At 58.5% G+C, this 26,203-nt stretch carries 24 protein-coding genes and 2 tRNA genes; 11 read left to right on the top strand and 15 right to left on the bottom strand.

Annotation, left to right across the window (positions count from 1 at the left end; translation table 11 throughout):
- Positions 1-4: 4 nt before the first annotated feature.
- Positions 5-1,354: a Na(+)-translocating NADH-quinone reductase subunit A gene (locus FOT55_RS14395; protein ID WP_147823600.1), complete on the bottom strand. Its 1,350-nt coding sequence runs from the start codon at positions 1,352-1,354 to the stop codon at positions 5-7.
- A gap of 554 nt (positions 1,355-1,908) precedes the next feature.
- Here FOT55_RS14395 and dpaA point away from each other — a divergent pair.
- The gene (dpaA, locus tag FOT55_RS14390; RefSeq protein WP_060432495.1) at positions 1,909-2,676 is read left to right on the top strand and encodes a peptidoglycan meso-diaminopimelic acid protein amidase; all 768 of its coding nucleotides are present in this window, start codon (positions 1,909-1,911) and stop codon (positions 2,674-2,676) included.
- Here dpaA and FOT55_RS14385 read toward each other — a convergent pair.
- Positions 2,611-3,414 (bottom strand): class II glutamine amidotransferase, encoded by an 804-nt coding sequence (locus tag FOT55_RS14385; RefSeq protein ID WP_060432493.1) that lies wholly within the window; start codon positions 3,412-3,414, stop codon positions 2,611-2,613. The two genes, dpaA and FOT55_RS14385, sit on opposite strands and share 66 nt — an antisense overlap.
- Before the next feature lie 97 nt (positions 3,415-3,511).
- Positions 3,512-4,093: a D-sedoheptulose 7-phosphate isomerase gene (gene lpcA, locus FOT55_RS14380; RefSeq protein WP_004930220.1), complete on the bottom strand. Its 582-nt coding sequence runs from the start codon at positions 4,091-4,093 to the stop codon at positions 3,512-3,514.
- A gap of 246 nt (positions 4,094-4,339) precedes the next feature.
- Here lpcA and fadE point away from each other — a divergent pair, with 246 nt between their 5' ends.
- Positions 4,340-6,796 (top strand): acyl-CoA dehydrogenase FadE, encoded by a 2,457-nt coding sequence (fadE, locus tag FOT55_RS14375; RefSeq protein WP_025301664.1) that lies wholly within the window; start codon positions 4,340-4,342, stop codon positions 6,794-6,796.
- A 289-nt stretch (positions 6,797-7,085) separates the two neighbouring features.
- On the top strand, positions 7,086-7,238 hold the full coding sequence (locus FOT55_RS14370; protein ID WP_004930217.1) for a Hok/Gef family protein: 153 nt from the start codon (positions 7,086-7,088) through the stop codon (positions 7,236-7,238).
- Positions 7,239-7,311: 73 nt separating this feature from the next.
- Here FOT55_RS14370 and mtnK read toward each other — a convergent pair whose 3' ends face one another.
- Positions 7,312-8,511, bottom strand: coding sequence for an S-methyl-5-thioribose kinase (gene mtnK / locus FOT55_RS14365; protein WP_147823599.1), 1,200 nt, complete (start codon positions 8,509-8,511; stop codon positions 7,312-7,314).
- Positions 8,512-8,656: 145 nt separating this feature from the next.
- Between mtnK and mtnA the strand changes: the two genes are divergently transcribed.
- Positions 8,657-9,685 (top strand): S-methyl-5-thioribose-1-phosphate isomerase, encoded by a 1,029-nt coding sequence (gene mtnA, locus FOT55_RS14360; RefSeq protein WP_025301662.1) that lies wholly within the window; start codon positions 8,657-8,659, stop codon positions 9,683-9,685.
- 17 nt (positions 9,686-9,702) lie between these two features.
- Here mtnA and FOT55_RS14355 read toward each other — a convergent pair whose 3' ends face one another.
- Genes FOT55_RS14355 through FOT55_RS14345 form a run of 3 tightly spaced genes read right to left on the bottom strand, consistent with a single transcriptional unit; the run spans position 9,703 to position 11,542 of the window.
- Positions 9,703-10,245, bottom strand: a complete 543-nt coding sequence (locus FOT55_RS14355; RefSeq protein WP_043135518.1) for a 1,2-dihydroxy-3-keto-5-methylthiopentene dioxygenase — start codon at positions 10,243-10,245, stop codon at positions 9,703-9,705.
- Positions 10,242-10,931 (bottom strand): acireductone synthase, encoded by a 690-nt coding sequence (gene mtnC, locus FOT55_RS14350; protein WP_147823598.1) that lies wholly within the window; start codon positions 10,929-10,931, stop codon positions 10,242-10,244. The genes FOT55_RS14355 and mtnC overlap by 4 nt, the downstream gene beginning before the upstream one ends.
- Positions 10,928-11,542, bottom strand: coding sequence for a methylthioribulose 1-phosphate dehydratase (locus FOT55_RS14345; RefSeq protein ID WP_025301659.1), 615 nt, complete (start codon positions 11,540-11,542; stop codon positions 10,928-10,930). Before FOT55_RS14345 ends, mtnC begins: the two co-directional genes overlap by 4 nt.
- A 164-nt stretch (positions 11,543-11,706) precedes the next feature.
- On the opposite strand from FOT55_RS14345, the gene FOT55_RS14340 reads away from it, so the two are divergent.
- Together FOT55_RS14340 and FOT55_RS14335 are read left to right on the top strand one after the other, a co-directional pair.
- Positions 11,707-12,867 carry a pyridoxal phosphate-dependent aminotransferase gene (locus FOT55_RS14340; RefSeq protein WP_043135510.1) on the top strand — a complete coding sequence of 387 codons (1,161 nt, stop codon included), beginning with the start codon at positions 11,707-11,709 and terminating at the stop codon, positions 12,865-12,867.
- Positions 12,855-13,628 carry an amidohydrolase gene (locus FOT55_RS14335; protein ID WP_147823597.1) on the top strand — a complete coding sequence of 258 codons (774 nt, stop codon included), beginning with the start codon at positions 12,855-12,857 and terminating at the stop codon, positions 13,626-13,628. Before FOT55_RS14340 ends, FOT55_RS14335 begins: the two co-directional genes overlap by 13 nt.
- Before the next feature lie 88 nt (positions 13,629-13,716).
- Here FOT55_RS14335 and FOT55_RS14330 read toward each other — a convergent pair whose 3' ends face one another.
- Entirely contained in the window at positions 13,717-14,595 is an 879-nt protein-coding gene (locus FOT55_RS14330) for a siderophore-interacting protein (protein ID WP_043135506.1), read from the bottom strand.
- Between the two features lie 228 nt (positions 14,596-14,823).
- Here FOT55_RS14330 and FOT55_RS14325 point away from each other — a divergent pair, with 228 nt between their 5' ends.
- Positions 14,824-17,064: a TonB-dependent siderophore receptor gene (locus FOT55_RS14325; protein ID WP_060447683.1), complete on the top strand. Its 2,241-nt coding sequence runs from the start codon at positions 14,824-14,826 to the stop codon at positions 17,062-17,064.
- Between the two features lie 106 nt (positions 17,065-17,170).
- Here the strand turns inward: FOT55_RS14325 and FOT55_RS14320 are convergent.
- Together FOT55_RS14320 and dnaQ are read right to left on the bottom strand one after the other, a co-directional pair.
- Positions 17,171-17,247, bottom strand: a tRNA-Asp gene (locus tag FOT55_RS14320).
- 144 nt (positions 17,248-17,391) lie between these two features.
- Positions 17,392-18,135, bottom strand: a complete 744-nt coding sequence (dnaQ, locus tag FOT55_RS14315; protein WP_038871384.1) for a DNA polymerase III subunit epsilon — start codon at positions 18,133-18,135, stop codon at positions 17,392-17,394.
- Between the two features lie 72 nt (positions 18,136-18,207).
- Between dnaQ and rnhA the strand changes: the two genes are divergently transcribed.
- Positions 18,208-18,675 (top strand): ribonuclease HI, encoded by a 468-nt coding sequence (rnhA, locus tag FOT55_RS14310; RefSeq protein WP_060451942.1) that lies wholly within the window; start codon positions 18,208-18,210, stop codon positions 18,673-18,675.
- Here the strand turns inward: rnhA and FOT55_RS14305 are convergent.
- Positions 18,672-19,391 carry a class I SAM-dependent methyltransferase gene (locus FOT55_RS14305; RefSeq protein ID WP_141970849.1) on the bottom strand — a complete coding sequence of 240 codons (720 nt, stop codon included), beginning with the start codon at positions 19,389-19,391 and terminating at the stop codon, positions 18,672-18,674. The two genes, rnhA and FOT55_RS14305, sit on opposite strands and share 4 nt — an antisense overlap.
- A 44-nt stretch (positions 19,392-19,435) precedes the next feature.
- On the opposite strand from FOT55_RS14305, the gene gloB reads away from it, so the two are divergent.
- Positions 19,436-20,191, top strand: a complete 756-nt coding sequence (gloB, locus tag FOT55_RS14300) for a hydroxyacylglutathione hydrolase (protein ID WP_049295099.1) — start codon at positions 19,436-19,438, stop codon at positions 20,189-20,191.
- Positions 20,192-20,262: 71 nt separating this feature from the next.
- A complete protein-coding gene (gene mltD / locus FOT55_RS14295; RefSeq protein WP_060447684.1) occupies positions 20,263-21,645 on the top strand; it encodes a murein transglycosylase D in 1,383 nt (460 codons plus the stop codon).
- A gap of 52 nt (positions 21,646-21,697) precedes the next feature.
- Here mltD and FOT55_RS14290 read toward each other — a convergent pair whose 3' ends face one another.
- Together FOT55_RS14290 and FOT55_RS14285 are read right to left on the bottom strand one after the other, a co-directional pair.
- The gene (locus FOT55_RS14290) at positions 21,698-22,492 is read right to left on the bottom strand and encodes an endonuclease/exonuclease/phosphatase family protein (RefSeq protein WP_025160092.1); all 795 of its coding nucleotides are present in this window, start codon (positions 22,490-22,492) and stop codon (positions 21,698-21,700) included.
- Positions 22,493-22,733: 241 nt separating this feature from the next.
- Entirely contained in the window at positions 22,734-23,909 is a 1,176-nt protein-coding gene (locus FOT55_RS14285) for an MFS transporter (RefSeq protein WP_147823596.1), read from the bottom strand.
- Positions 23,910-24,014: 105 nt separating this feature from the next.
- Between FOT55_RS14285 and yafC the strand changes: the two genes are divergently transcribed.
- Positions 24,015-24,902 (top strand): DNA-binding transcriptional regulator YafC, encoded by an 888-nt coding sequence (yafC, locus tag FOT55_RS14280; protein WP_025301648.1) that lies wholly within the window; start codon positions 24,015-24,017, stop codon positions 24,900-24,902.
- A gap of 47 nt (positions 24,903-24,949) precedes the next feature.
- On the opposite strand, the gene dkgB is transcribed toward yafC, so the two are convergent.
- On the bottom strand, positions 24,950-25,753 hold the full coding sequence (gene dkgB, locus FOT55_RS14275) for a 2,5-didehydrogluconate reductase DkgB (protein WP_016929009.1): 804 nt from the start codon (positions 25,751-25,753) through the stop codon (positions 24,950-24,952).
- A gap of 212 nt (positions 25,754-25,965) precedes the next feature.
- A tRNA-Asp gene (locus FOT55_RS14270) sits at positions 25,966-26,042 on the bottom strand.
- Positions 26,043-26,203: the final 161 nt, after the last annotated feature.

Here is a 26,203-nt window from a genome sequence, read left to right as displayed (position 1 = left end):
CGGGTTATCCTTCCTGCTCAATCTTGGTCAGCACCTCGCGCAGCACCGGCGCGTACTCATACTTGCCGGGGCAAACGAAGGTGCACAGCGCCAGATCTTCCTCGTCCAACTCCAGGCAGCCCAGCGCCTGCGCGCTGTCGCTGTCGCCCGCCAGCAGATCGCGCAGCAGCAGCGTCGGCAAAATATCCAGCGGCATCACCCGCTCGTAGTTGCCGATCGGTACCATGGCGCGCTCGCCGCCGTTAGTGGTGGTCGAGAAGGCGAACAGTTTGTTCTTCAGGAAGTGGCCCAGCGTGGTGCGGGTAATGGAGAACTTGTTCGGCGAAGGCACGATCCAACCGAACAGCTCTTTGTCGCGCCCTTCTTCCAGCACCGACACCTGCGAGTGGAAGCGGCCGAGCCAGGCGTTCGGCCCGGCGGCGTGCATGCCGTTCAGCACCGAACCGGAGATCACCCGGTTCTCGCCGTCTTTCAGGCGGCCGGCGGTCAGCTCCTCGAGGCTGGCCCCCAGGCGGGTGCGCAGCAGCGCTGGCTGCGCCACCTGCGGCCCGGCCAGCGCCACGACCCGGCGGGTATCGAGCTTACCGGTGGTGAACAGCGTGCCGATGGCGATGACGTCCTGGTAGCCGATGTGCCAAACGGTTTTCTTCAGGCTGACCGGTTCCAGGAAGTGAATGTGCGTGCCCACCAGCCCGGCGGGGTGCGGGCCGGCAAATTCGCTGTAGGCGATCTGCGGGCTGCTCTGCTGGCCAACGGAGGCACCGGCGGCGTGGCATACGTGTACCTTGCCCGCCGTCAGGCGTGCCAAGACCACCAGCCCGGCGTTGAACGCCGCCTGCTGCTCGGCGATGATCACCTGCGGATCGGCGGCCAACGGCTGGGTATCCATCGCGGTGACGAAAATAGCGCGCGGTTCGCTGCCGGGGCTCGGCGTTTTGCTGAATGGGCGGGTGCGCAGCGCGGTCCACAGGCCGCTGGCGATCAGTTCGCTCTCGATCTGTTCGCGCGGCAACTGGGCCAATTCCCCCAGCGGGTAGTGCGCGAACTCGAGCTGATCGTCGCCGCCGTTTTCCAGCGCAATCACCACCGATTGCAATACGCGCCGCTCGCCGCGGTTAATCGCAGCGATGCGGCCGCTGGCGGGAGCCGTGAAGAAAACCCCGGGGTTTTTCTTATCTTCGAACAACGCCTGGCCTTTCTTAACGGTATCGCCTTCCTGCACCAGCATGGAGGGACGCATTCCGACATACTCTTCCCCAAGCAGGGCGACATGCTGAATATTCGGGCCATCTTGGATCGCCTGAACCGGAGCCCCGGCTATCGGCAGATCTAACCCTTTTCTGATCTTAATCATAGGATTTATACGATGTAGTTGGGTTTACACGTCTGCCCGGCCCCAGAGGCGGGTGCTGACGATGCCAGGATTGCCGGGCAGTGCGCACGGCGGCACGCCCAACATGAACTTTCTCGCAGTGAAAATACGGGGTAACGCGCATTCCCTTGATTCCCCTTTTCCGTTGTTTGCGCGACAGTCGATGTGTTAACGGCCTGTAGCCAAATAACCATCAAAACGGCCGGGTTATATGCAATAACTCTTGCCGCTTCAATCGCCACAGTGCGTTAAATTGAAGAGAGAATATTAACATTGTTCGCAACATTGTTCTGCGTTCCGTCGTGACTTGGGTCAAGCAAACGCAATTAAATTTCGCCTGTTTTTCACTACTTATCGTTAAAATCTGCCGGTCATTTCACTTTTATCGAGCTTTGTCGTTTTTTTATACATATCACGTATTGCTAAAAATAAACGCGCTGGTAATCTGGCGGTGTTTTGCAGCAGTAAAAACAATAATCAGTGGCATGCTGGCCAACCTCAATTGCGCCGGCAAATAAATATAAGCAGGAATAATAATGAGCAAAATCGCGCTGTTGTTTGCGATGCTTGTTTCTATGCCGATGATCACGGCCTGCAGCGCCAGCGAGCAGGTACCCGAAGCGCCGGTAGTTAAACAGCAATTATTGGGTTCGCCGGTCTATATTCAGATCTTCAAAGAGGAACGCAAGCTGGAATTGTATGCCCGAATGGGCAATGAATTCCGCCTGGTCAACACGTTCCCGATCTGTAATTTCTCCGGTGGGCTGGGTCCTAAACGTCGTGAAGGCGACTTTAAAAGTCCGGAAGGCTTTTATAGCGTTGACGCGCGCCATCTGAAACCCGACAGCAAGTATTACCGGGCGATCAATATCGGTTTCCCTAATGATTACGATAAATCGCAGGGCTATTCCGGCGCTTATCTGATGATCCACGGCGAATGTAAATCGATTGGCTGTTATGCGATGACCAACACCTATATGGATGAGATCTATCGCTACGTCGAAGCCGCCTTCGCCTATGGCCAAAGCCGCGTCGACATCAGCATCTACCCGTTCCGCATGACCGAGCAAAACCTCAAGCGCCATGCGTCATCCAGCTATATCGCCTTCTGGCGCCAGCTGAAGCCGGGTTACGATTACTTCGCGAAGAACCACCAGCCGCCGATGATGACCGTAGACAACGGCCAGTATGTGCTGGGTCAACCGTTGATGAGCAGCGGCCAGATGACGCAGTACGCGTCAGCCAATCCGACGCCCAACACCAATCCCTTCGCTCAGAACAAGCCGCTCACCGAAGTGAAATAACGCGAACTCGCCTGGCTCAATCTTGTGCCAGGTTTCGTTGGCGGTCAGCGGTTGGGTGGCGATCACCGTGACCACATCGTTCGGTGTGGTCTGCTGCTGAAAATCGATTTCCACATCCTGATCGAGCAGCGTCGCCTTGCCGAACGGCGCGCGGCGCGTGATCCAATACAGGTTGGTGGAGCAATAGGCCATCACGAAGCGCCCGTCCGACAACAGCATATTGAAAACCCCTTTCTTGCGCAGCTGGCTCGCCAACAGGCCGATATAGCGGAAAACCGCTGGCCACTGGCTCGGGGTGCGCGGGTATTTCAGCGCCAGCTGATGCAGCAGCCAGCAGAACGCGTATTCGCTGTCGGTCTGGCCGACCGGGCGGAACGTGCCGGTATCCAACTGACGATAGCCTTTCAATTGGCCATTGTGCGCGTAGGTCCAGTTGCGGCCCCACAGTTCGCGGGTGAACGGGTGGGTGTTTTCCAACGCCACTTCGCCGCGATTGGCCTGGCGAATATGGGACACCACCGCACAGGACTTGATCGGGTAGTCCTGTACCAGGCGGGCGATCGGCGAGTTGAAGCTCGGCTGCGGATCCTTGAATGTGCGGCAGCCGTTCCCTTCATAGAAGGTAATGCCCCAGCCATCCTTATGCGGCCCGGTGCGGCCGCCGCGCTGTACCAGGCCGGTAAAGCTGAAGCAGATATCGGTCGGTACGTTTGCGCTCATCCCGAGCAGTTCACACATCGCCAGCACTCCTTAACCACACTGACACAGGCTGTGCGGACGCACCATGCGGCGTCCGCCGTCTTATCCATGGGGAGCCGCAGCTCCCCGAAGGCTATCAAGCCTTAACCATCTCTTTTTCGATCAGCTGAATCAAGATGTGAATCGCTTTGATGTGGATTTCCTGAATGCGGTCGGCGTAGCCGAAGTGCGGCACGCGAATTTCCACATCGGCGGAACCCGCCATCTTGCCGCCGTCCTTGCCGGTCAGGGTGATCACTTTCATCCCCTTGGCACGCGCCGCGTCGATGGCTTTGATGATGTTGCCGGAGTTGCCGGAGGTGGAAATGCCCAGCAGCACGTCGCCTTCGCGGCCTACCGCTTCCACATAGCGAGAGAATACGTACTCATAGCCGAAGTCGTTGCTGACGCAGGACAGGTGGCTCACGTCCGAGATGGCAATCGCCGGGTAGCCCGGACGGTTTTCACGGTAGCGGCCGGTCAGCTCTTCGGCGAAGTGCATCGCGTCGCAATGGGAACCGCCGTTGCCGCAGGAAATCACTTTACCGCCGGCTTTGAAGGAATCCGCCAGCAGCACCGCCGCACGTTGGATGGCGTCGATGTTGGCGTCGTCATTGATAAATTTCGCCAGGGTATCAGCCGCTTCGTTCAGTTCACTGCGAATAAGGTCGTGGTACATGAGGAACCTCTTGTTATCGTCAAATCTTCCGCTTCGCAGTGTACCGGATCGCGGAAACAGCGAGAAGCATTCTCAGCCAAACAGCGCGCCGGTTAAGGAAGCGGAGAGGTTTTTGATGATTGGTGCTGTCAGTTTGTGACCTGAGTTGTAATTAAACTGTAAACGCATTGATAAAAATTCTGCCTTGTACTAAAACCTATTACATACACACAACAGGTCAGACCTCTTACTACTTCGGAGCTTCTTATGATGGTTCTTAGTATCGTCGTTTTCCTGGCTCTCCTCGGCGTGGTGTTCTACCACCGAGTGAACCTTACCCTCAGCAGCCTGATCCTGGTGGCGTACACTGCCGCCATGGGTGCTATCGGCCTGTGGAGCTTCTGGCTGTTGCTGCCGCTGGCGATCGTGCTGCTGCCGCTGAACCTTTCCTCTGTACGCCGTTCCCTGCTCTCCGCGCCGGCGCTGCGAGCCTTCCGCAAGGTGATGCCGCCGATGTCCACCACCGAGAAGGAAGCGATCGACGCCGGTACCACCTGGTGGGAAGGCGATCTGTTCCGCGGCGCGCCGGACTGGAACAAGCTGCACAGCTACCCGAAACCGCGCCTGACGGAAGAAGAGCAGGCGTTTATCGACGGCCCGGTGGAAGAAGCCTGCCGCATGGCCAACGACTTCCAGATCACCCACGAACTGGCCGATCTGCCGCCTGAACTCTGGGCGTACCTGAAAGAACACCGTTTCTTCGCGATGATCATCAAGAAAGAGTACGGCGGTCTGGAATTCTCACCTTACGCTCAGGCGATGGTGCTGCAAAAACTGGCCGGCGTTTCCGGCATCCTGGCGATCACCGTCGGCGTGCCAAACTCCCTCGGCCCGGGCGAACTGCTGCAGCACTACGGTACCGAAGAACAGAAAAACCACTATCTGCCGGGCCTGGCGCGCGGCGACGAAATTCCTTGCTTCGCGCTGACCAGCCCGGAAGCGGGTTCCGATGCCGGCGCGATCCCGGACGTGGGCACCGTGTGCATGGGCGAATGGCAAGGCAAGCAGGTACTGGGCATGCGCCTGACCTGGAACAAGCGCTACATCACGCTGGCGCCGGTCGCTACCGTACTGGGCCTAGCGTTCAAACTGCATGACCCGAATCGCCTGCTGAGCGACAACGAATCCCCGGGCATCACCTGTGCGCTGATCCCAACCAGCACGCCGGGCGTGGAAATCGGCAACCGTCACTTCCCGCTGAACGTGCCGTTCCAGAACGGCCCAACCCGCGGCACCGACGTGTTCGTGCCGATCGATTACATCATCGGCGGCCCGAAAATGGCCGGCCAGGGCTGGCGCATGCTGGTTGAATGCCTGTCGGTCGGTCGCGGCATCACCCTGCCGTCCAACTCTACCGGCAGCCTGAAATCCATCGCCCTGGCGACCGGCGCCTACGCGCACATTCGCCGTCAGTTCAAGATCTCCATCGGCAAGATGGAGGGGATCGAAGAGCCGCTGGCACGCATAGCCGGCAACACCTATGTGATGGACGCCGCCGCTTCGCTGATCACCTACGCGCTGGTGCAGGGCGAGAAACCGGCCGTGCTGTCGGCCATCGTCAAATACCACTGTACACACCGCGGCCAGCAGTCGATCGTTGACGCCATGGACATCGCCGGCGGTAAAGGCATCATGCTGGGCGAATCCAACTTCCTGGCTCGAGCCTATCAGGGCGCACCGATCGCCATCACGGTGGAAGGCGCGAACATCCTGACCCGCACCATGATGATCTTCGGCCAGGGCGCAATCCGCTGCCATCCTTATGTGCTGGATGAAATGGCAGCGGCACAGAACAACGATCTGAACGCCTTCGATAAATCGCTGTTCGGCCACCTGGGCCACGTCGGCAGCAACAAGGTACGCAGCTTCTGGCTGGGCCTGACCAACGGCCGCACCAGCGCCACGCCGACCAAGGATGCGACCCGTCGTTACTATCAGCAGTTGAACCGCCTGAGCGCCAACCTGGCGCTGCTGTCGGACGTTTCCATGGGCGTGCTGGGCGGCAGCCTGAAGCGCCGTGAGCGCATCTCCGCTCGCCTGGGGGATATCCTCAGCCAGATGTATTTGGCTTCCGCCGTGCTGAAACGCTTTGACGACGAAGGCCGTCAGAAAGAAGATCTGCCGCTGGTGCATTGGGGCGTGCAAGACAGCCTGCATAAAGCCGAACAGGCGCTGGATGACCTGCTGCGCAACTTCCCGAACCGCTTTATCGCTGGCGCGATGCGCTTCGTGGTCTTCCCGTTCGGCCGCGTGCATACCGCACCGTCCGATCGCCTGGATCACCAGTTGGCCAAGATCCTGCAGGTGCCTTCCGCCACCCGCAGCCGCCTGGGGCGCGGCCAGTACCTGACGCCGAGCGAACATAACCCAATCGGCCTGCTGGAAGCGGCGCTGGCCGACGTGATGGCCGCCGAGCCGATTCACGAACGTCTGTGCAAGGCAGCCGGCAAAAACCTGCCGTTCACCCGTCTGGATCGTTTAGCGGAACGCGCGCTGGAAGAAGGCAAGATCAGCGCCGACGAAGCGAAGATCCTGGTGAAAGCCGAAGAGAGCCGTCTGCGCTCCATCAACGTGGACGACTTTGCGCCGGATGCGCTGGCGGCCGCCAAGCCGGAAAAGCCGGCGGCGCAGTCTAAGCGCCAACAGCAGACCGAAGCGGCTTAACGCCAATTCCCACTCCACGCATCCAAGGGGCGATCATCATCGCCCCTTTTTCTTTTCTTGCATCACGAACTGCGCACCGCGCCGCAGGTTGGCGCAACGGCGGATTTCACGGGAAGGAAGTTCGAGTAGACTGCGCAGCGGGTGCTCTGGATCTTTCTGTCCGGAGCCTTGGCAAAGGAAAGAAAGAGAAAGGCCCCGAGTCGATATTATCAACCCGAGGCCACTCTGATGCCAAGCAACATCAGGTTAGCCTCTTACCCGCCGCAAGGCAAGGATAGGGAGGTCAAAAATGCAGCAAAAACGGGTCGTACTTAAGCTGGTGATCGTCTGTATGACGCTGATCGCGTTCATCTGGCTAACCCGCGGTTCGCTGTGCGAACTGCGCATCAGGCTGGGAGACTCGGAGGTTGCGGCCACTTTGGCTTACGAATCCGAACGGTAAGGCAACCCAACGGCGGGGTTCGCCCCGCCCGTTGGCTGATGGTGTCAGGCAGGATCCACGAGCACCCGCCTTTTCAGCCCTGCTGGCGAATGCGCGCCAACAGCGCATCGATATGCTCGATCTGCGGCGCATTGACGATCAGCGTGCGCCCCAATCCCAGGGCGTGACGCTGACAGTCGAGGCGCATGTCGGCGTCGGCGATGCTGTCCAGATCGGCGACGTGCGCCAGGCCGATGGTGCGCCGGATCAGTTCGGTACCGCAGTACCCTACTGCGTCAGCCCAGACCTGCTGCAGGAATTGCTCGGCGTAACCCGGCGTCGCCAGCGCCGCATCGCGGCTTTGCTGATGGCACAGCGCCAGGAAGCGATCGGCGAAAATCAGCCACAGCTCGCGCACATCCTGCAGGCGCTGCTCGCGCCCGGCGGCGGCGTCGCGCGGCCCGAACAGCCCCGGCTGACCACAATAGTTGAGCAGCAGGTTGCCTAACGCAGTGCCGACATCGAAACCGATCGGGCCGTAGAAACCGAATTCAGCGTCGATCGCTTTCAATCGCCCTTCCGCCACGAAAATTGAACCGCTGTGGATATCCCCGTGCAACAACGCCTCCGCTTTGCTGAGGAAGCGATGTTTCAGGCCGGCGACCGCCAGCTTCAGCGGCGCATCCTCACGCAGCGCCTGCACCTGCGGCAACAGCGCCGCCTCGAACTGATTACGCTCATGGTCGATATAGGGGTCGGTAAAGAACAGATCTTCGGTGATCTGGCACAGCTCGGGGTTGGTGAAACGGCTGACTTCCGCCTTCTTCTGCTGCGCCGACTGATAAAAATCGGAGGTGTGGAACAGCGTCTGCGCCAGGTATTCCGCCAGCTGCCCGGCCGCCAGCGGGTGATAGTTCCCCTGCACCAGTTCACTGCGCCAGATGCGATGATCGGAGAGATCTTCCTGCACCATCACCGCCAATTCGGGATCGTGATGCAAGACTTTTACCGTATGCCTTGGGCAGAAACCGCCGTGGACCAGCAGCGTTTCCGCTTCGATGCGCGCCCGATCCAACGTCAGCGGCCAGGATTCGCCCACACAGCGCACGTAGGGCAGCGCCTGTTTGACGATCACCCGGCTCACGCCTTCGCGATCGCGGATCTTGAACACCAGGTTCAGGTTGCCGTCACCGATCTCGTCGGCGCTCACCAGCGCCTGCGGTTCGGCCACCTGCCCGTATTGGCGGGCATATTCAACGGCATCGGCAGCCGTAAACGTACGATAAAGCGACATTCCCCAACCCCTCTGTTCTCTCTCACTGACCCAGCGACTCTGATTATTTAGACGTAAAAGCATTTGGACGTCTATACATCTGGAAGTCATGTTGGCAGAATAGCGTTTCAGATGCAATAACCACGCAACAAGGAATTAACCGCCGATGCAAGCGCTTAACACCACCAGTTTGACCCTGCGAGATAACCGCCTTTGGATCCTCGATCAGCAAGCTCTGCCGCAGGAAAAGCGGTGGCGGGCCTGCGACAGCGTGGAAGAGTTGGTCGGGCACATTCACAGCCTGCGGGTGCGCGGCGCGCCGCTGATCGGGCTGTCCGCCAGCCTGCTGTTGGCGCTGCTGGCGGAACGCGGTCTGCCGCGCGCCGAGCTGGAACAGGCGCTGCACACGCTGCGCGCCGCGCGCCCGACGGCGGTTAACCTGATGAACAATCTGGATCGCATGAAGCTGGCGCTGGCGGAGCCTGACTGGGCGCCGGCAATGGTGAACGAAGCGCTGCGGCTGGTGGAGGAAGATCGCCGGCTGTGCGATCGCATCGCCGATCACGGCGCTGGGCTGGTCAAGCCCGGCAGCCGCCTGCTGACCCACTGCAATACCGGCGGGTTGGCCACCGCCGGCGTCGGCACCGCCATCGGGGTGCTGCTGCGCGCCCACCAGCAGGGCAAAGTGCAACAGGTGTGGGTCGATGAAACCCGGCCGCTGCTGCAGGGCGGCCGTCTGACCGCCTGGGAACTGGGCGAGCTGGGCATTCCCTATCGTCTGATCTGCGATTCGATGGCCGCCAGCCTGATGGCGCAGGGCCAGGTCGATGCGGTGTGGGTCGGCGCGGATCGCATCGCCGCCAACGGCGACGTCGCCAACAAGATTGGCACCTACAGCCTGGCGGTGCTGGCGCACTATCACGGCATCCCGTTCTACGTGGCCGCCCCGCACACCACCCACGATCCGCACTGTCCGGACGGCGCCGCCATCCCGATCGAGCAACGCGCGGCGGCCGAAGTCACCGGCGTTTCAGGCAGCTTCGGCGCCTGCCAGTGGGCGCCGAACGAGGCACCGGTGTACAATCCGGCGTTCGATGTCACGCCGGCGAAGCTTATCAGCGGGTGGGTGTTCGACAGCGGCGTGATCACGCCGCAACAGGTTGAAGCGGGGATTTTCCAGCGGGCGCTGGGGTAACGCCCGCCGGTTGACGATCAGTCCAAACGCGGATAGGCATCGGCGATCGTGTCGCCGGTGAAATGCGCCACCCAGCCTTCCGGGTTGTCAAATACCCGGATCGCGGTAAAGTGCGGCGCCGAGCCCATATCGAACCAGTGACGGGTGTTGGCCGGCACCGAGATCAGATCGTTCTTTTCGCACAGGATCTGGAAGATCTTGCCGTCCAGATGCAGGCAAAACAGCCCCGCCCCTTCAACGAAAAAGCGCACTTCATCCTCGCCGTGCGTGTGTTCGGACAGGAATTTTTCGCGCAGCGCCTGACGCTGCTCGTGGTCCGGCCGCATGCTGATCACGTCCCAACTCTGGTAGCCCTTTTCCGCCACCAGCCGGTCGATCTCATGCTGGTAGGCGGCGATCACTGCCTCCGGCTGCGGGTTGTCGCCCAGCTCGCGATCCGCCTGCCAGCGCTCAAAGCGCACGCCGATTTGCGCCAGCTGGCGCTGGATCTCCTGCGCGTCGCGGCTCTGCCACAGCGGCTGCTGCGGCGCTTTATCGCTGAAAATGGTCAATCCACTCATGAGACGAACTCCCCTAAATCGATACGATCAAAACGGTTAACCTGCGGATGCCGGCTTTGCTCGTCCGTCTCATCGCGGATCAGCTGGCAGGTATGCCAGCCGGCGGCCTGCGCCGCATCCAGCTCCTGGTGGATATCGGACAAGAACAGCAGCTCGTCGGGCGCGATGCCGATAGCCTGCGCAATGTTGCGGTACGACGCGGTTTCGCGCTTGGCACCAACGTGCGTATCGAAATAGCCGCTGAACAGCGGCTGCAGATCGCCTGCGTCGCTGTGACCGAACAGCAGCTTCTGCGCTTCCACCGAACCGGAGGAATAGACGTAAAGCTTCACTCCCTGCCGCTGCCAGGCGGCCAACTGCCCGGCGACTTCCGGGTACAGATGCCCGCGGAAGTCGCCCTCGCGATAGCCGCTGCGCCAGATGATGCCCTGCAGCGCCTTGAGCGCGGTAGATTTGCGATCTTCATCCATAAAGCGGTACAGGGCGGCGATCAGCGCGTCAAGATCTGCCTGCGGCTGGTCAATTTCAGCGCGCAGCGCCGCCAGCGGCGCGGCGACGTCGCTCTCAGCGGCATGGTGGCGTACAAAATCCGCCAGCCGTTCGCGGGCATAGGGAAACAGTACCTGATGCACAAAGCGAATATCGCTGGTGGTACCTTCAATATCGGTCACGATAGCGCGGATCATTTCGCCTCCAGTAAGCGGCGTTGCAGTTCACACTGGAACAGGAATTCCAGCCCTTCGAGATGGCGGCGGGCTTCCGCTACCTGGCTTCCCCAGCAATAGAGACCGTGGCCGCGCACCAGAAAACCGTACTGCAGTGGCGTGGCCTCGGCATAGGCCGCCACACGCGCCGCCAACCGGGGGATATCCTGATCGTTATCAAAAATGGGGATCGCCACACTGTCCAGGTGGCTGCGCTGGCCGGCCAGCGACTTCTGCATTTCGTATCCCTGCAGCACCAGCGCATCGCCGCGTTCCACCCGCGACAGTACGGTAGCGTTGACGGAATGGGTATGCAGCACCGCGCCGATGTGCGCAGACAGGCGGTAGAGCAGCGTATGCAGCCCGGTCTCCGCCGACGGCGTGCGGCCGCTCGGCACATGATTGTCGGCGATATCCACCCGCAGAAAATCGGCGGCGCTCAGGCTGCCCTTGTCTTTGCCGGACTCGGTGACCAGGCACTGACGTTCGTCGAGGCGCAGCGACATGTTGCCGCCGGTCGCCGGGCACCAGCCTTTGTCGCCAATCCAGTGGCAGGCCGCCAGCAATGCGGTAAATTGCGGATTATCCGTCATTATTATCATTTCCCGTTCGGTAAGGCGGCCGGCAGAGGAAACTTTGCCTGCCGCGTGGCGGGCTAAGCACTTTTTCGCATTTAGCCATCTAAGCGTCTTGATTGCCAAATACTAGCATCGTGTTATATTGACGGCAATATAAGCGCCTGGAGTATTCACCTGCTATGAGCACTTCCGCATTGATTCCCGAAAGTAAACTGCCTGCCCTGGGCACCACCATCTTTACCCAAATGAGCGCGCTAGCGCAGCAGCATCAGGCGATCAACCTGTCTCAGGGCTTCCCTGATTTCGACGGGCCGGACTACCTGAAAGAACGCTTGGCCTGGCACGTCGCCCAGGGCGCCAACCAATATGCGCCGATGACCGGGGTGGCGCCGCTGCGCGAAGCCATCGCCGACAAAACCGCCGAGCTGTATGGCTGGCAGCCGGACGCCGCTGCTGAAGTGACCGTCACCGCCGGCGCCACCGAAGCGCTGTTCGCCGCCATCAGCGCGCTGGTGCGCCCCGGCGATGAGGTGGTCTGCTTCGATCCCAGCTACGATAGCTATGCGCCGGCGGTGACGCTGGCCGGCGGCGTACTCAAACGCCTCGCCCTGCAGCCGCCCGCGTTTGCCGTGGATTGGCAACAGTTCGCCGCCGCGCTGTCGCCGCGCACCCGCCTGGTGATCGTCAACACGCCGCACAACCCGTCCGCCACCGCCTGGCAGGCGGAAGATATGCAGCAGCTGTGGCACGCCATTGCAGAACGCGAAATCTACGTGCTCAGCGACGAAGTCTACGAACACATCTGCTTCGCCAAAGGCGGCCACGCCAGCGTGTTGGCCCACCCGCAGCTGCGCCAACGGGCGATCGCGGTGTCCTCCTTCGGTAAAACCTTCCACATGACCGGCTGGAAAGTGGGTTACTGCGTGGCGCCCGCCGCGCTGAGCGCCGAGGTGCGCAAGGTGCATCAATACCTGACCTTTTCGGTCAACACCCCGGCGCAGCTGGCGCTAGCGGATAGCCTGCGTGCCGAGCCGGAGCACTGGCGGCAGTTGCCGGCGTTCTATCGCGCCAAGCGCGATCGCTTTGTGCAGGCGCTGGCGCGCAGCCGACTGGAAATTTTACCCTGCGCGGGTACATACTTCTTACTGGCGGACTACAGCGCCATCTCCGATCTGGACGATGTGGCGTTCTGCCATTGGTTAACCGAGCACGTGGGCGTGGCGGCCATTCCGCTGTCGGTCTTCTGTGCCGATCCTTTCCCCCATAAATTGATCCGGCTGTGCTTCGCTAAACAGGACGCCACGCTGGATGCAGCTGCGGAGCGGTTATGTCGACTTTAAAAATTACCCTGTTGCAGCAACCTCTGGTCTGGCGCGACGGCCTCGCTAACCTGGCCGCCTTCGACGCGTTGCTGGCGCCGATCGCCGGGCGCGATCTCATCGTTTTGCCGGAAATGTTCACCACCGGTTTTGCCATGGATGCCGGCGAGAGCGCCCTGCCCGAACAGCAGGTGATCGACTGGCTGCGCAGTTGGGCGGTGAAAAGCCACGCGTTAATCGGCGGCAGCGTGGCGCTGAAAACGCCCGAAGGCGCGGTCAACCGCTTCCTGCTGGTAGAGCCGAGCGGCCAGGTGCATGCCTATGATAAACGCCACCTGTTCCGCATGGCCGGCGAACACCTGCATTACCAGGCCGGCAACCGGCGTGAAATCTTCGAGTGGCGCGGCTGGCGCATCCTGCCGCAGATCTGCTACGACCTGCGTTTCCCGGTCTGGGCGCGCTATCAGCAGGATTACGATCTGGCGCTGTACGTCGCCAACTGGCCGGCGCCGCGCAGCCACCATTGGCAAACGCTGCTGACGGCGCGGGCGATTGAGAATCAGGTGTATGTGGCGGGCTGCAACCGGGTGGGCGAAGATCCTAACGGACTGAGCTACAGCGGAGACAGCTTAATCATCAGCCCTCAGGGCGAGATCCTGGCGGATGCGGAACCCGGCGCGGCCACGCGCCTGGACGCCGAGCTGTCGCTGGAAACCCTGCAGAGCTACCGCAGCGCCTTCCCGGCCTGGCGCGATGCCGACAGCTTTCTGCGTCTCGACTGATTAAACACGCTCCCAGCCGGCGATTAGCGCGTCGATCTTCGGCAGAGAGATAAAGACTCCGCGCCGATGCCGGAAAAGGACGGCTCGTTCAGCACCAATAGGCCATGAAGTTGACGGTGGAGCGATCCAGATCGCGTTCGCCAATCAGGTAACGCCGCAGCGTTTTCACCGCAGAAGATTCGGCCGCCACCCAGGCATAAAAAGCGTTGCTGCCGGCCGCCCGCTCCCACAGCACCTCATCGCTCAGGCTGCTTTCCGCCAGTGACTGCGCCTGTGCGCACGCCGATGCGGGGATATCCACCCGCTGGCGCACCGCTTCCACCAGCAGCGTACCGTGTGCCAGCTGGCGGCCGACGTCACGCGGCAGCCAGTAGACCTCGGCGAACGGGAAATGCGCCAAATCCAGGCAATCCCCCGCCACCGGCACCTCAAAAAACGCCTGCACCCGCGGCGGATTGGCCTGCTGCGCCAGCTGTTCCAGAATCGCCATCGCCGCCGGCACCGCCGTCTCATCGGCGATCAGCAACGCCTGTTGCAACTGCGCCGGCGGCGCCCATTCGTAACCGCCGCTGTCGCCGTCGAAGTCACCGTTGGGGGCGACCGTTTGAATCGTGTCTCCGGGTTCGGCATGGGTCGCCCAGGCGGAAGCCGGGCCGTTCACGCCATGCAACACGAACTCGACGTCCATCTGATTCTGCTCGCGGCGCAGCGCACGCAACGTATAGGTGCGCATCACCGGACGCTGTTCTTTGGGGATCGCCATGTAATCGCCGTACCAGTCCGAGCTGTTGACCAACTGCGGGATCTTGCCGTCCGCCGCCGGGAACAACAGTTTGATGCGCTGGTCCGGCGCTTCGAGCTTCATCCGATGAATATCTGCACCTTCAAACACGCAGCGCACCAGCGAAGATGAAATCAGCGTTTTGCTTTTCAAGGTGATATCAAAAATTCTGTAGCTGGCGGACATGTTCTCGATTCTCCGGCAACGGCTGTCGCTTGTGCGTATGGCCGATCGGCTGCCGTGTTGACGGCGTGGGGTGCTCGATCGCGCAGCGGGCAAAATGTTAATAAAACTAATTAATTACGTTAATGTATCGCAAAAAATCATATCACGATTTTATTGATAACAAGAAACGTTATTGATAAAAGAAGCATTCTCAAAAAAACACAATAACAATATCACCAGGAAATAACGATGAAACGCAAACACCTTTGGGTATTGAACCCTTGTCTGCTGGCAATGCTTGCGCCGGCGGCTTGGGCTGAAGATCAGAAAGCCGGCACCGAAGAGCAGATGGTGGTCTCCGCCAGCCGTTCGCACCGCAGCACGGCGGAAATGGCACAGACCACTTGGATCATTGAAAGCCAGGAGATCGAACAGCAGGTTCAGGGCGGTAAAGAGATCAAGGACATGTTGGCGCAGCTGATCCCCGGCATGGACGTCAGCGGCCAGGGCCGTACCAACTATGGCATGAATATGCGTGGCCGCTCGATGATGGTGATGATTGACGGCGTACGCCTGAATTCATCGCGCAGCGACAGCCGCCAGTTGGATTCGATCGATCCATTCAATATCGATCATATCGAGGTGATTTCCGGCGCGACCTCGCTGTACGGCGGCGGCAGCACCGGCGGCCTGATCAATATCGTCACCAAAAAAGGGCAACAGGAACAGCAGGTCGAGTTGCAGGTCGGCGGTAAAACCGGCTTTGGCGGCCATAACGATCACGACGAGAACGTGGCGGCGGCGGTCAGCGGCGGCAACGACAACGCCTCTGGGCGCCTGTCCGTTTCTTACCAGCGCTATGGCGGCTGGTATGACGGCAAAGGCAATGAGGTACTGATCGACAATACCCAAACCGGCCTGCAGTATTCCGATCGCCTCGACGTCATGGGCACCGGCACCCTCAACATCGACGATCATCAACAGCTGCAGCTGACCACCCAATACTACAAAAGCCAATCCGACGGCGATCACGGCCTGTTCCTGGGAGAGAACTTTGCGGCGGTGACGGGCAACGCCAAGGCATATAACAGCGGTAACTTAAATTCCGACCGCATCCCCGGTACCGAACGCCACCTGATCAACCTGCAGTATTCCAACACTGATTTCCTCGGCCAGGATTTGGTGGCGCAGGTCTACTACCGCGACGAAACGTTGACCTTCTATCCGTTCCCGACGCTGGCGGGCAAAGCGCCGAACTATTACGTCAACAGCATTGGTGCTTCGCAGCAAAAAACCGATTTCTACGGCGGCAAGCTGACGTTAAACAGCAAACCTGTCGACGCACTGACGCTGACTTACGGCATTGACGCCGAGCATGAAAGCTTCAACGCCAATCAGCAGTTCTTTAACCTGGCGAAGGCTCAGCAGTCCGGCGGCATGATGCTGGAGAACGCTTACAGCACCGGCCGCTACCCGAGCTATACCACCAGCAACCTGGCGTCGTTCCTACAGGCCAGTTACGACATTAATCCCATTTTCACCCTGAGCGGCGGCGTGCGGTACCAGTACACCGAAAACAAGATCGACGACTTCGTCGGTTATAACCAGCAGCAGGCGATCGCCACCGGCGCCGCGACATCCGCCGACGCTATACCGGGCGGGAAAACCGACTACAACAACGCGCTGTTCAACGCCGGCCTGTTGGCACATCTGACCGAGCGCCAGCAAACCTGGTTCAACTTCTCTCAGGGCTTCGAGATCCCGGATCCGGGCAAATATTACGGTAACGGCACCTACGCGTTGAACGGCGGCCATTACCAGTTGTTGAAGAGCGTCAACGTCGGCGATTCCAAGCTGGAAGGCATCAAGGTCAATGCCTACGAGCTGGGCTGGCGCTATACCGGCGATAACCTGCGCACGCAAATTGCCGCTTACTACTCGCTGTCCGACAAGAGCATCGCTATCAACAAAACCGACATGACCATTAACGTCAATGCGGACAAGCGGCGCATCTATGGGCTGGAAGGCGCGGTGGACTACTTCTTTGAAGACAGCGACTGGAGCGCCGGCACCAACTTCAACGTTATCCGTTCCGAAACCAAGGTCAACGGCGAATGGAAGAAGCTGGTGGTCGATACCGCCAGCCCATCGAAAGTCACCGCTTATGTCGGCTGGGCGCCGGGCGACTGGAATCTGCGCTTACAGTCGCAGCAAACCTTCGATGTGTCGGACGACGGCGATTACACCAAGGCCAACTCCACCCAAGGCCGCAAAATCGATGGCTACAACACCCTCGATTTCCTCGGCAGCTATACCCTGCCGGTAGGGAAAATCAGCTTCAGCGTGGAAAACCTGCTGGACAAGGAATACACCACCGTTTGGGGCCAACGCGCGCCGATCCTGTACAGCCCGACCTACGGCTCGCCTGAGCTGTACAGCTATAAGGGCCGCGGACGCACCTTCGGTTTGAACTACTCGGTGTTGTTCTGAGGAATCAGGGGCCGGTCTGCCGGCCCCGTTTATTGGGCCGTACCGTTTTGCCGAGAGCAGAAACGACGAAGCCCTGAGTTATCGCTAACTCAGGGCTTCTGAATAGTGGCGGAACGGACGGGGCTCGAACCCGCGACCCCCTGCGTGACAGGCAGGTATTCTAACCAACTGAACTACCGCTCCGCGCCATTCCCTCTTGCGGGGGAACGAGGCGCATATTACGGACGCCTCTCGGTTCCGTCAACGCCTTTTTCTCACCAAATGAACCGTTTGCACAGTTTTTCAACGAAGGTTCATCCGGTGCGTTTTTTTCGTGCAAAAATGCCGTTACTCGGCCGGCGCACCGCGCCACAGGCAGCTGCCGCCCTTTTTCGCCACCAGATCCAGACGCGCCTCGTGCGCCTTCACTTCTTCGTCGCTGGCGTAGACCACTTTCATCGCCGTCGCCGGGCGGACAATGCGCTGAATTTCTTGCGCGGCGTCGTTTTGCTGGGTATCACCTTCCATCTGGAACGCTATCGAGGTCTGACCGCCGGTCATCGCCAGATAGACTTCCGCCAGGATCTCGGCATCGAGCAATGCGCCGTGCAGCGTACGCTTGCTGTTGTCTATCTCATAACGGCTGCACAAGGCATCGAGGTTGTTGCGTTTGCCCGGGAACAGGCGGCGCGCCATCAGCAGGCTGTCGGTGATGGTGCAGAAGGTCTCGGTCTTCGGGATACCCTGCTGCAACATGCGGAATTCGTGATCCATAAAGCCGATGTCGAACGCCGCGTTATGGATCACCAGCTCGCCGCCGCGGATAAAGTCGAGGAATTCGTCGGCAACCTGATCGAAGGTCGGCTTGTCGGCCAGGAAATCGTCGCTGATGCCGTGTACGCCGTACGCTTCCGGATCCACCAGCCGATCCGGCTTGATGTAAACGTGGAAGTTGCGCCCGGTCAGGCGGCGGTTAATCACCTCCACCGCACCGATTTCGATGATGCGGTGCCCTTCGTAGTGCACCCCAAGCTTGTTCATACCGGTGGTTTCGGTATCGAGGACAATCTGTCTGGTGGTTGTAGAGATCATATTGCAGTGCTCACAGCGCTCGTTTATGTCAGACTTGGCTTTTATAAAACTGATAGGAAGAGTCTACCAGAGATGCTCAAACAGGTAGAAATTTTCACCGACGGCTCCTGCCTTGGCAACCCCGGCCCCGGTGGCTACGGCGCGATATTACGCTATAAGCAAACGGAAAAAACCTTCAGCGAGGGTTTTCGTCTGACCACCAATAACCGCATGGAAATGATGGCGGCGATCGTGGCGCTGGAAGCGCTGACCGTGCCCTGCGCCGTGACGCTCAGCACCGACAGCCAGTATGTGCGCCAGGGCATCACCAGTTGGATCCATAACTGGAAGAAGCGCGGCTGGAAAACCGCCGACAAAAAGCCGGTCAAGAATGTCGATCTGTGGCAGCGGTTGGATCTGGCCATTCAGCGCCACGAGGTGAAATGGAAATGGGTCAAAGGCCACGCCGGCCACCCGGAGAACGAACGTTGTGACGTGCTGGCGCGCGAAGCGGCCGGTAAGCCGACGCAAGAAGACGTCGGTTACCAACCGGAAGCCTAAGGCAGCTTGCGATAGCTCTTGGTCGCGCCCACCGCGCGGCTAAGAGACGGCTTTCTCGCCCCCAGTTTCATCGGCGTAGGCGTTAGCGGCAAGGTGCGTTTGCGCGCCACAATCACGCTCATGCAGCCCAGCGCTGGCAAATGGGTACATAAAAACTTGCCGCCCTTGCGGTGCCACGGCAGCACGTGAAAACGCGACTGATGCAGCACCTCATAATTCAGCAGGCTGAGCCAATCCAACAGCCGCATCTGGGTAAACATGCGGCTGACATAGGGCTGGCGATGACGTAATCCGGGCACCAGCTTGCCCAATCCCAGCAGGCTGAACGGATTGAAGCTGCTGATAACCAACCAACCGTCGTCGATCAATACCCTGTCCACCTCGCGCAGCATGCGGTGCGGATCGTCCGCATAGGACAGCGTATGCGCCAACAGGCAGGCATCCACCGACTTGGCGGCGAACGGCAGTTGATAGGCATCGGCGATCACCTGCAGCCCTTCGCCTTCCAGCCCTACGTTGACCTGATGGGAAATCGCGCATTTGTCCGTGGCCAGCTCGGCGCTGAGCATGCCCATCTTCAGCAGATGGAAACCGAACAGCTTCGGCCACCAGGGTTGCAACTGCCGCTCGAGCGCTTCACGATAGTACTCCCCCCACGGCAGCTCAGCCCATGACTGCGGGCCGGTGAGCTTTTGTAGAGTATGGGCTGGTTTCATGATTTATTATCTTCTTTCAAGCCGTTGCCAACGAGAGGTACACCATGAATCTTATCAGCATTCCCGCCTTCCAGGACAATTACATTTGGTTATTGGATGACCGACAGGGGCGCTGCATTATCGTCGATCCGGGTGAAGCGCAGCCGGTACTCGAAGCGTTGCAGCGCCTGCAGCTGGCGCCGGCGGCGATCCTGCTGACCCACCATCATCACGATCACGTCGGCGGCGTGGCGCAAATCGTAGCGAAGTATCCCGGGCTGGCCGTCTATGGGCCGCAAGAAACCGCGGACAAAGGCGCCAACCACATCGTCCGCGACGGCGACACCTTTGACATCGATGGCCGCCAATACAGGACTATCGCCGTTCCCGGCCATACGTTGGGCCATGTGGCATTCTATAGTGCCCCTTATCTGTTCTGCGGCGACACCATTTTCTCCGCCGGCTGCGGCAGGCTGTTTGAAGGCACCGCCAAACAAATGTACGACTCATTTCAACAACTCGCGCAACTTCCCGATAACACCTTAATTTGCTGCGCGCATGAATATACTCTTTCTAATCTTAAGTTTGCGCGGGCTATTTTGCCGGAAGATCGAGAGATTGAAACATATCAACAACATGTTGAAGCGTTAAGGGCAAAAGGCCAAGCCAGTGTGCCGACCACGTTGCAATTAGAGCGCAAAATTAACCTGTTTTTACGTTGCCATGACGCTGATTTACAAAAGAAATTAGGCTTTAATTCACCACCAGAAAGCCTTCATTCAGTTTTTTCCGAATTACGCCTGCGGAAAGATAACTTCTAAGCTTTTAGTTGTGTTATTTGGCGAAGCAAAGTATTATTGCTCGTCTTTTAAGCAACTACATTGACACACACATGAAGGCTAAAGCGATATTTCTCGCCTCAGTCTTGCTAGTGGGTTGCCAGTCGTCCAGGCAGGACGCACCGGCGCCAGAACAGCATGCACAGAGTTTGTCTTCGGCTGGTCAAGATGGTGAAGCAGGAGAGTACACAGCAAATGGCCGAGCGAGCTCGGCGCGGTGGTTGGATAACAACAGTCCCGCCGCGCAACAGGACCTGTGGAACTTCATTAGCGACGAGCTGAAGATGGAGGTTCCGGAAAATTCCCGGATCCGTGATCAGAAAAGAAAGTACTTAAAAAGTAAGAGCTATCTCCACGATGTAACATTACGGGCAGAGCCGTACATGTACTGGATAGTCGGGCAGATTAAGAAACGTAATATGCCGATGGAACTGGTACTGCTACCCATAGTGGAGAGCGCTTTTGACCCACACGCCACGTCAAGTGCCAACGCCGCAGGGCTATGGCAAATCGTGCCGCAAACGGGTCGCAATTATGGTTTGAAAAACAATCAGTGGTATGACGGTCGGCGCGATGTCGTCGCCTCGACAACCGCTGCGCTTAACATGATGCAGCGCTTGAACCGCATGTTTAACGGCGACTGGTTACTGACCGTAGCCGCCTATAACAGTGGTGAAGGCCGCGTGATGCAAGCGGTGAAGGCAAACAAACGCCAGGGTAAGCCAACCAATTTCTGGGCATTGTCGCTTCCGCGTGAAACGTCAATCTATGTCCCGAAAATGCTGGCACTGAGCGACATCATCAAGAACAGCAAGAAATACGGCGTGAAACTCCCGAAAACGGATGAAACCCGTGCGCTGGCTCGTATCGATGTCGGGCAGCAGATCCAGCTAACTCAGGCGGCTGAGATGGCAGGGCTTTCAGTCACCAAGATGAAAGCGTATAACCCAGGCTACAAAAAAGGCGTTACGGCACCCAACGGGCCCCATTACATCATGGTTCCCAAAGGGCATGCCGATCAGCTGAAAGACTCGCTGGCCGATGGCCAGATCGCCGTGACTCAACCAACGACGCAGTTGGCGAAGAACAGCGGTTTGTCCGGTGGCAGTTCGTATAAAGTGCGCTCCGGCGACACCTTATCGGGCATTGCCAAGCGGCTGAACGTTAAGACCAGCGATTTGCAGAGTTGGAACAACTTACGCGCCAAGAGCGCCATAAAAGTTGGGCAAACCCTGCAAGTGGCCAGCAATACTGGCAGTAACAGCAGTATCACCTACCAGGTTCGTAAAGGTGATTCGCTCGCCAGTATCGCACGTCGTCACGGCGTCGATATTAACGACGTGATGCGTTGGAATTCAACGCTCGCCAAAGGCAACCTGCAGCCAGGTCTGAAGCTGACCCTGTTTGTCGGCAACAAGATGACGCCGGATACTTAAATGTTCGGCACAAAAAAAGCACCCCTCGGGGTGCTTTTTTATTACCTGCGGTTCACCATACCGGCGAGTCTTTCTCCGGATGAAACTCCACCAACAACGGATTGTGATCCGACGCGCTGGTCACCAGCACCGACGCCTCTACGACCCCAAGATTGCGGTAAAACACGAAGTCCAGCGGACGGCCAAAAGCCTTGCGGCGGTGATCGTCGGTGAAGCTCACTTCGCGCAGCGCCATTTCGCCGGCGAAGTCATACAGCGCATTGATGCGCTTGCGGCTCCACGCGTTGAAATCCCCCGCCATAATCACCGGCCCCCGGTGACTGGCGATCTGTTCGCCTATCGGCCCCAACTGCTTGCTGTAGACGTCGACGCCCAGGCTAAAGTTCACCGCATGGATGTTCACCACCATCAACAGTTCCCCGTTGTACAGCGGATAAACGGTGATCAGGGCCGATTTAGAAAGCCGCAGCAGGGGCTCTCGCTCGCGCAGCGGGCAGCAGTAAACAGGATGAGCGGCCGCCAGCGTCATCACGCCGGAAGGATGCTGCGGCAGCACAAAGGCCGGTACCTGATCGGCCGCCAGGTAGTTGGCAGTAGCGTAGCTCACCAGTTCCGGCGTGGTTTGCGCCTCTTGCAACAACACCAGCTGCGCGTCTTTGCCATGGTTTTTCAGCACCGAAAGCCAGTCGGCTCGCTGCTGTTTGAAAATATTCCACACCATAACGCGCAAGGCGCCGGTCGTCGGCAGCGCCGCCCCTGGCGGCAACGGCTGGTTAACGGCGCCAGGAAAGATTCGCTCAACTGGCTGACCTGCAACATACCTCATTGCATAAGTTCGTTTCGGCACGCGATTCGCCTATTACCCATTAACATGAAAACTGGCGATGAACACTCGCCAACGATGAATTGATTATACGCCTACCCCGCATAGAGGGCATGGCTTTTGCGGGCATCACCTTTTCAGTTATAGGGGCCACCTGCAGCGATTTCAATCTTCTGACGGTATAGCTGTGTAAAGACAGGGAGTAATAGGTGAAAAATGCGAAAAGGCCCGCAAAATGCGGGCCAGACAACAATGATTTTGTGTATCAAGCCGTTTGCAGCTGAGACTTTTTATCCAGGCGGCCGCTGAGGCTAACCAGCAACAGTGCAACTACCACGATCAGCGCGCCAATCCAGGGGGTCTGCGCCAGCCCCAGTGAGGCGACGGTCTGACCGCCAATCACCGAACCGAGCGCAATACCGATGTTGAACGCCGCGATATTGAGACCGGACGCCACATCCACCGCATTTGGCGTGTATTGCGCGGCTCTCTGCACCACATAGACCTGCAGCCCCGGCACGTTGCCGAAAGCGAACACGCCCATCGCAATCACCGTCAGCAAAGCGGCAATACTGTGGCTGGCGGTAAACTGAAACACCAGTAACAAAACAGCCAGCGCGGCAAAGATAAAGCTCAACGCACGCACCGCCCCATGGCGATCGGCCAGCTTGCCCCCCCAGATGTTACCCACCGCCACCGCGACACCATAAGCCAACAGTATCCAGCTCACGGTCGGAGCAGAGAAGCCCGCCAGTTCCTGCATCATTGGCGCAAGGAAGGTAAAGGTCGTGAAGACCCCGCCGTATCCCAATGCGGTAATTGCGTAAATCAGCAGCAGACGAGGATGGGTCAGTACTTTCATCTGTTCCCGCACGCCGGCGCTGCCCTGGTTCTTGATATTGTTCGGCACCAGAATAATGCTGGCCACCGTAGCGACCGCGCCAATCAGAGAAACGGCCAGGAAGGTTTCACGCCAGCCAAACTGCTGGCCGATGAACGTCCCTAACGGTACGCCGGTCACCAGCGCCACCGTCAGGCCGCCAAACATGATGGCGATGGCGGAAGCCGCCTTCTCTTTCGCCACCAGGCTCGTCGCGATAGTGGAGCCGATAGAGAAGAACACGCCGTGCGCCAGGCCGGTCAACAACCGGGCAATCACCAGCGATTCATAGCTGGGTGATTGCCAGGCCAGCAGGTTACCGAGAGTGAACAGCACCATCAGGCCAACCAGCAGCAGCTTGCGCGGTATACGGCTGGTCAGGGCCGTCAGCACCGGCGCGCCAATGGCCACGCCGAGGGCATAGATAGTCACCAGCAATCCAGCGGACGGTACGGTCACCCCAATCTGCTCCGCGATAGTCGGGATCAACCCAACAATCACGAACTCGGTCGTGCCGATAGCAAAAGCGCTGATGGTTAAGGCAAGTAATGCGAGTGGCATTTTTTACTCCGAAATAGCATTCAAGTTGATGACGGCTATTATCTGCCTATGCTTAAATGATAAAAATGCTCAAAATTTCAAATTAACTTTGCTATAGGAGCAAAAATGAAAGCAAACTCAGACGAGCTGATCACCTTTGTCACCGTAGTGGAAAGCGGCAGTTTCAGCCGGGCGGCCGAACGCCTGGAACAAGCGAACTCCGTAGTCAGCCGAACGGTAAAAAAACTGGAAAGCAAACTGGGCGTGACGTTGCTTAACCGCACCACGCGCCAAATCAGCCTGACTCAGGAAGGAGAGAATTACTTTCGCCAGGTGCAGAAGGTACTGAACGACATGGCCGCGGCGGAAAATGCGCTGATGGAAAGCCGCCAGCGTCCGCAAGGTCTGCTGCGCGTCGACGCGGCAACGCCGGTGGTGCTGCACATGCTGACGCCTTTAGTGGCGGAGTTCCGCGAACGTTATCCTGAAATGTCGTTATCGTTGGTGTCTTCGGAAAACTTTATCAACTTGATCGAGCGAAAAGTGGATATCGCAATCCGCGTAGGCGAACTGACCGATTCCACACTGAAAGCGCGCAAACTGATGACCAGCTACCGGCATGTGCTCGCCTCTCCCGCCTATCTGGCTCAACACGGCACGCCGCTAACGGTAGAAGATCTTGAACATCACTGCTGCATCGGCTTCAACGACCTTCCCAGCTTGAACCGCTGGCCACTGGCTTGCTCAGATGGCAGCCAGTTGGAAATCACCCCAGGCTTGACGACCAATAGCGGAGAAACCCAGCGCCATCTCTGTCTGCATGGCAACGGTATCGCCTGCCTGTCGGACTTTATGAGCGACGAAGATATCAAACGTGGAGATTTGGTCCCGATTCTGGTGGAAGCGACACTGCCGGTCGCCATGCCGATCAACGCGGTTTATTACAGCGACAGCGCCGTCAGCAACCGTCTGCGCAGCTTTATTGATTTTGTGAGTGAATACCTGAAACGATAAAAAAGGCGCCCCGATGGACGCCTTATGCTGACTACTGCGAGGAATGATTAATCCCAGTTTGGCGCCAGACCTTCTGGGCTAACCAGACGGCCGTTGCACTCCAGTGCGGCAATCTGCGCCATATCTTCGTCGGTCAGCGTCAGTTGCTGTGCCAACAGGTTGCTCGCCAGGTTTTCACGCTTGGTCGAAGAAGGAATAACCGCATAACCCAGCTTCAATGCCCAAGCCAGGACAACCTGTGCTGGGGTCGCATTGTGACGAGCAGCAATGCTTTTGATCGTTTCGTCCTGCAGCGCTTTGCCGTAGGCCAACGTCATGTAAGAGGTGATGGCGATGCCGTGCTGCTGCGCAAATTCTACCACTTTGCGGTTCTGCAAGAACGGTGACAGCTCGATTTGGTTGGTGGCGATTTCATCGGCGCCAATCGCGTCAATCGCTTGCTGCATCAAGTCGATGGTGAAGTTAGATACGCCGATTTGGCGGGTCAGCCCCAGCTTTTTCGCTTCCAGCAGCTCAGCCATAAATTCGGCAACCGGCACTTCGTCGTTGGGTGACGGCCAGTGGATCAGCGTCAGATCAACGTAGGACGTTTGCAGTTTTTTCAGGCTTTCTTGCAGGCTTGGGATCAGCGCGCCTTTCGCCAGGTTTGCGATCCAAATCTTGGTGGTGATGAACAGGTCTTCACGTTTCACGCCGCTGGCAGCGATAGCCTGGCCAACAGCCGCTTCGTTTTCATAGATCTGTGCAGTATCAATAGTGCGATAGCCCAGCTCGAGTGCGGTGCTGACAGAATCGATAACAACCTGATCCTGAAGGCGGAAAGTACCTAAACCAAATGCAGGGATGCTCATAATGTTTTCTCTCATTAATGGGTAGATGTGGTATGAGGAGGATTATGGCAACTTTTTTAATGATCAAAAACGCCTGGTTCGGCATAAGACTTTTGATCTAAAGGCAACAATATGGGGAGTAAGGCGGTAAGGAAGGACAATTCCGGCCTGAAAATCGCAAAATATAGACATGAAAAAGCCCTGAGTCAGAGACTCAGGGCTTATCAATTAAGTGGCGGAACGGACGGGGCTCGAACCCGCGACCCCCTGCGTGACAGGCAGGTATTCTAACCAACTGAACTACCGCTCCACCGATTCTTTTACGTTGCATCTCTCGATGCCGGCAAATTCGCGCTTTGCGATTTGCGCATTACCAGTCGTCACACTGATAACGTTTATTTGATGCCTGGCAGTGTCCTACTCTCGCATGGGGAGACCCCACACTACCATCGGCGCTACGGCGTTTCACTT

Origin of the sequence: Serratia bockelmannii (genome assembly GCF_008011855.1) — a bacterium.
Classification (GTDB): domain Bacteria; phylum Pseudomonadota; class Gammaproteobacteria; order Enterobacterales; family Enterobacteriaceae; genus Serratia; species Serratia bockelmannii.
Note: the sequence above shows the minus strand (reverse complement) of the source record. Positions and strands in the feature narration are given on the sequence as shown.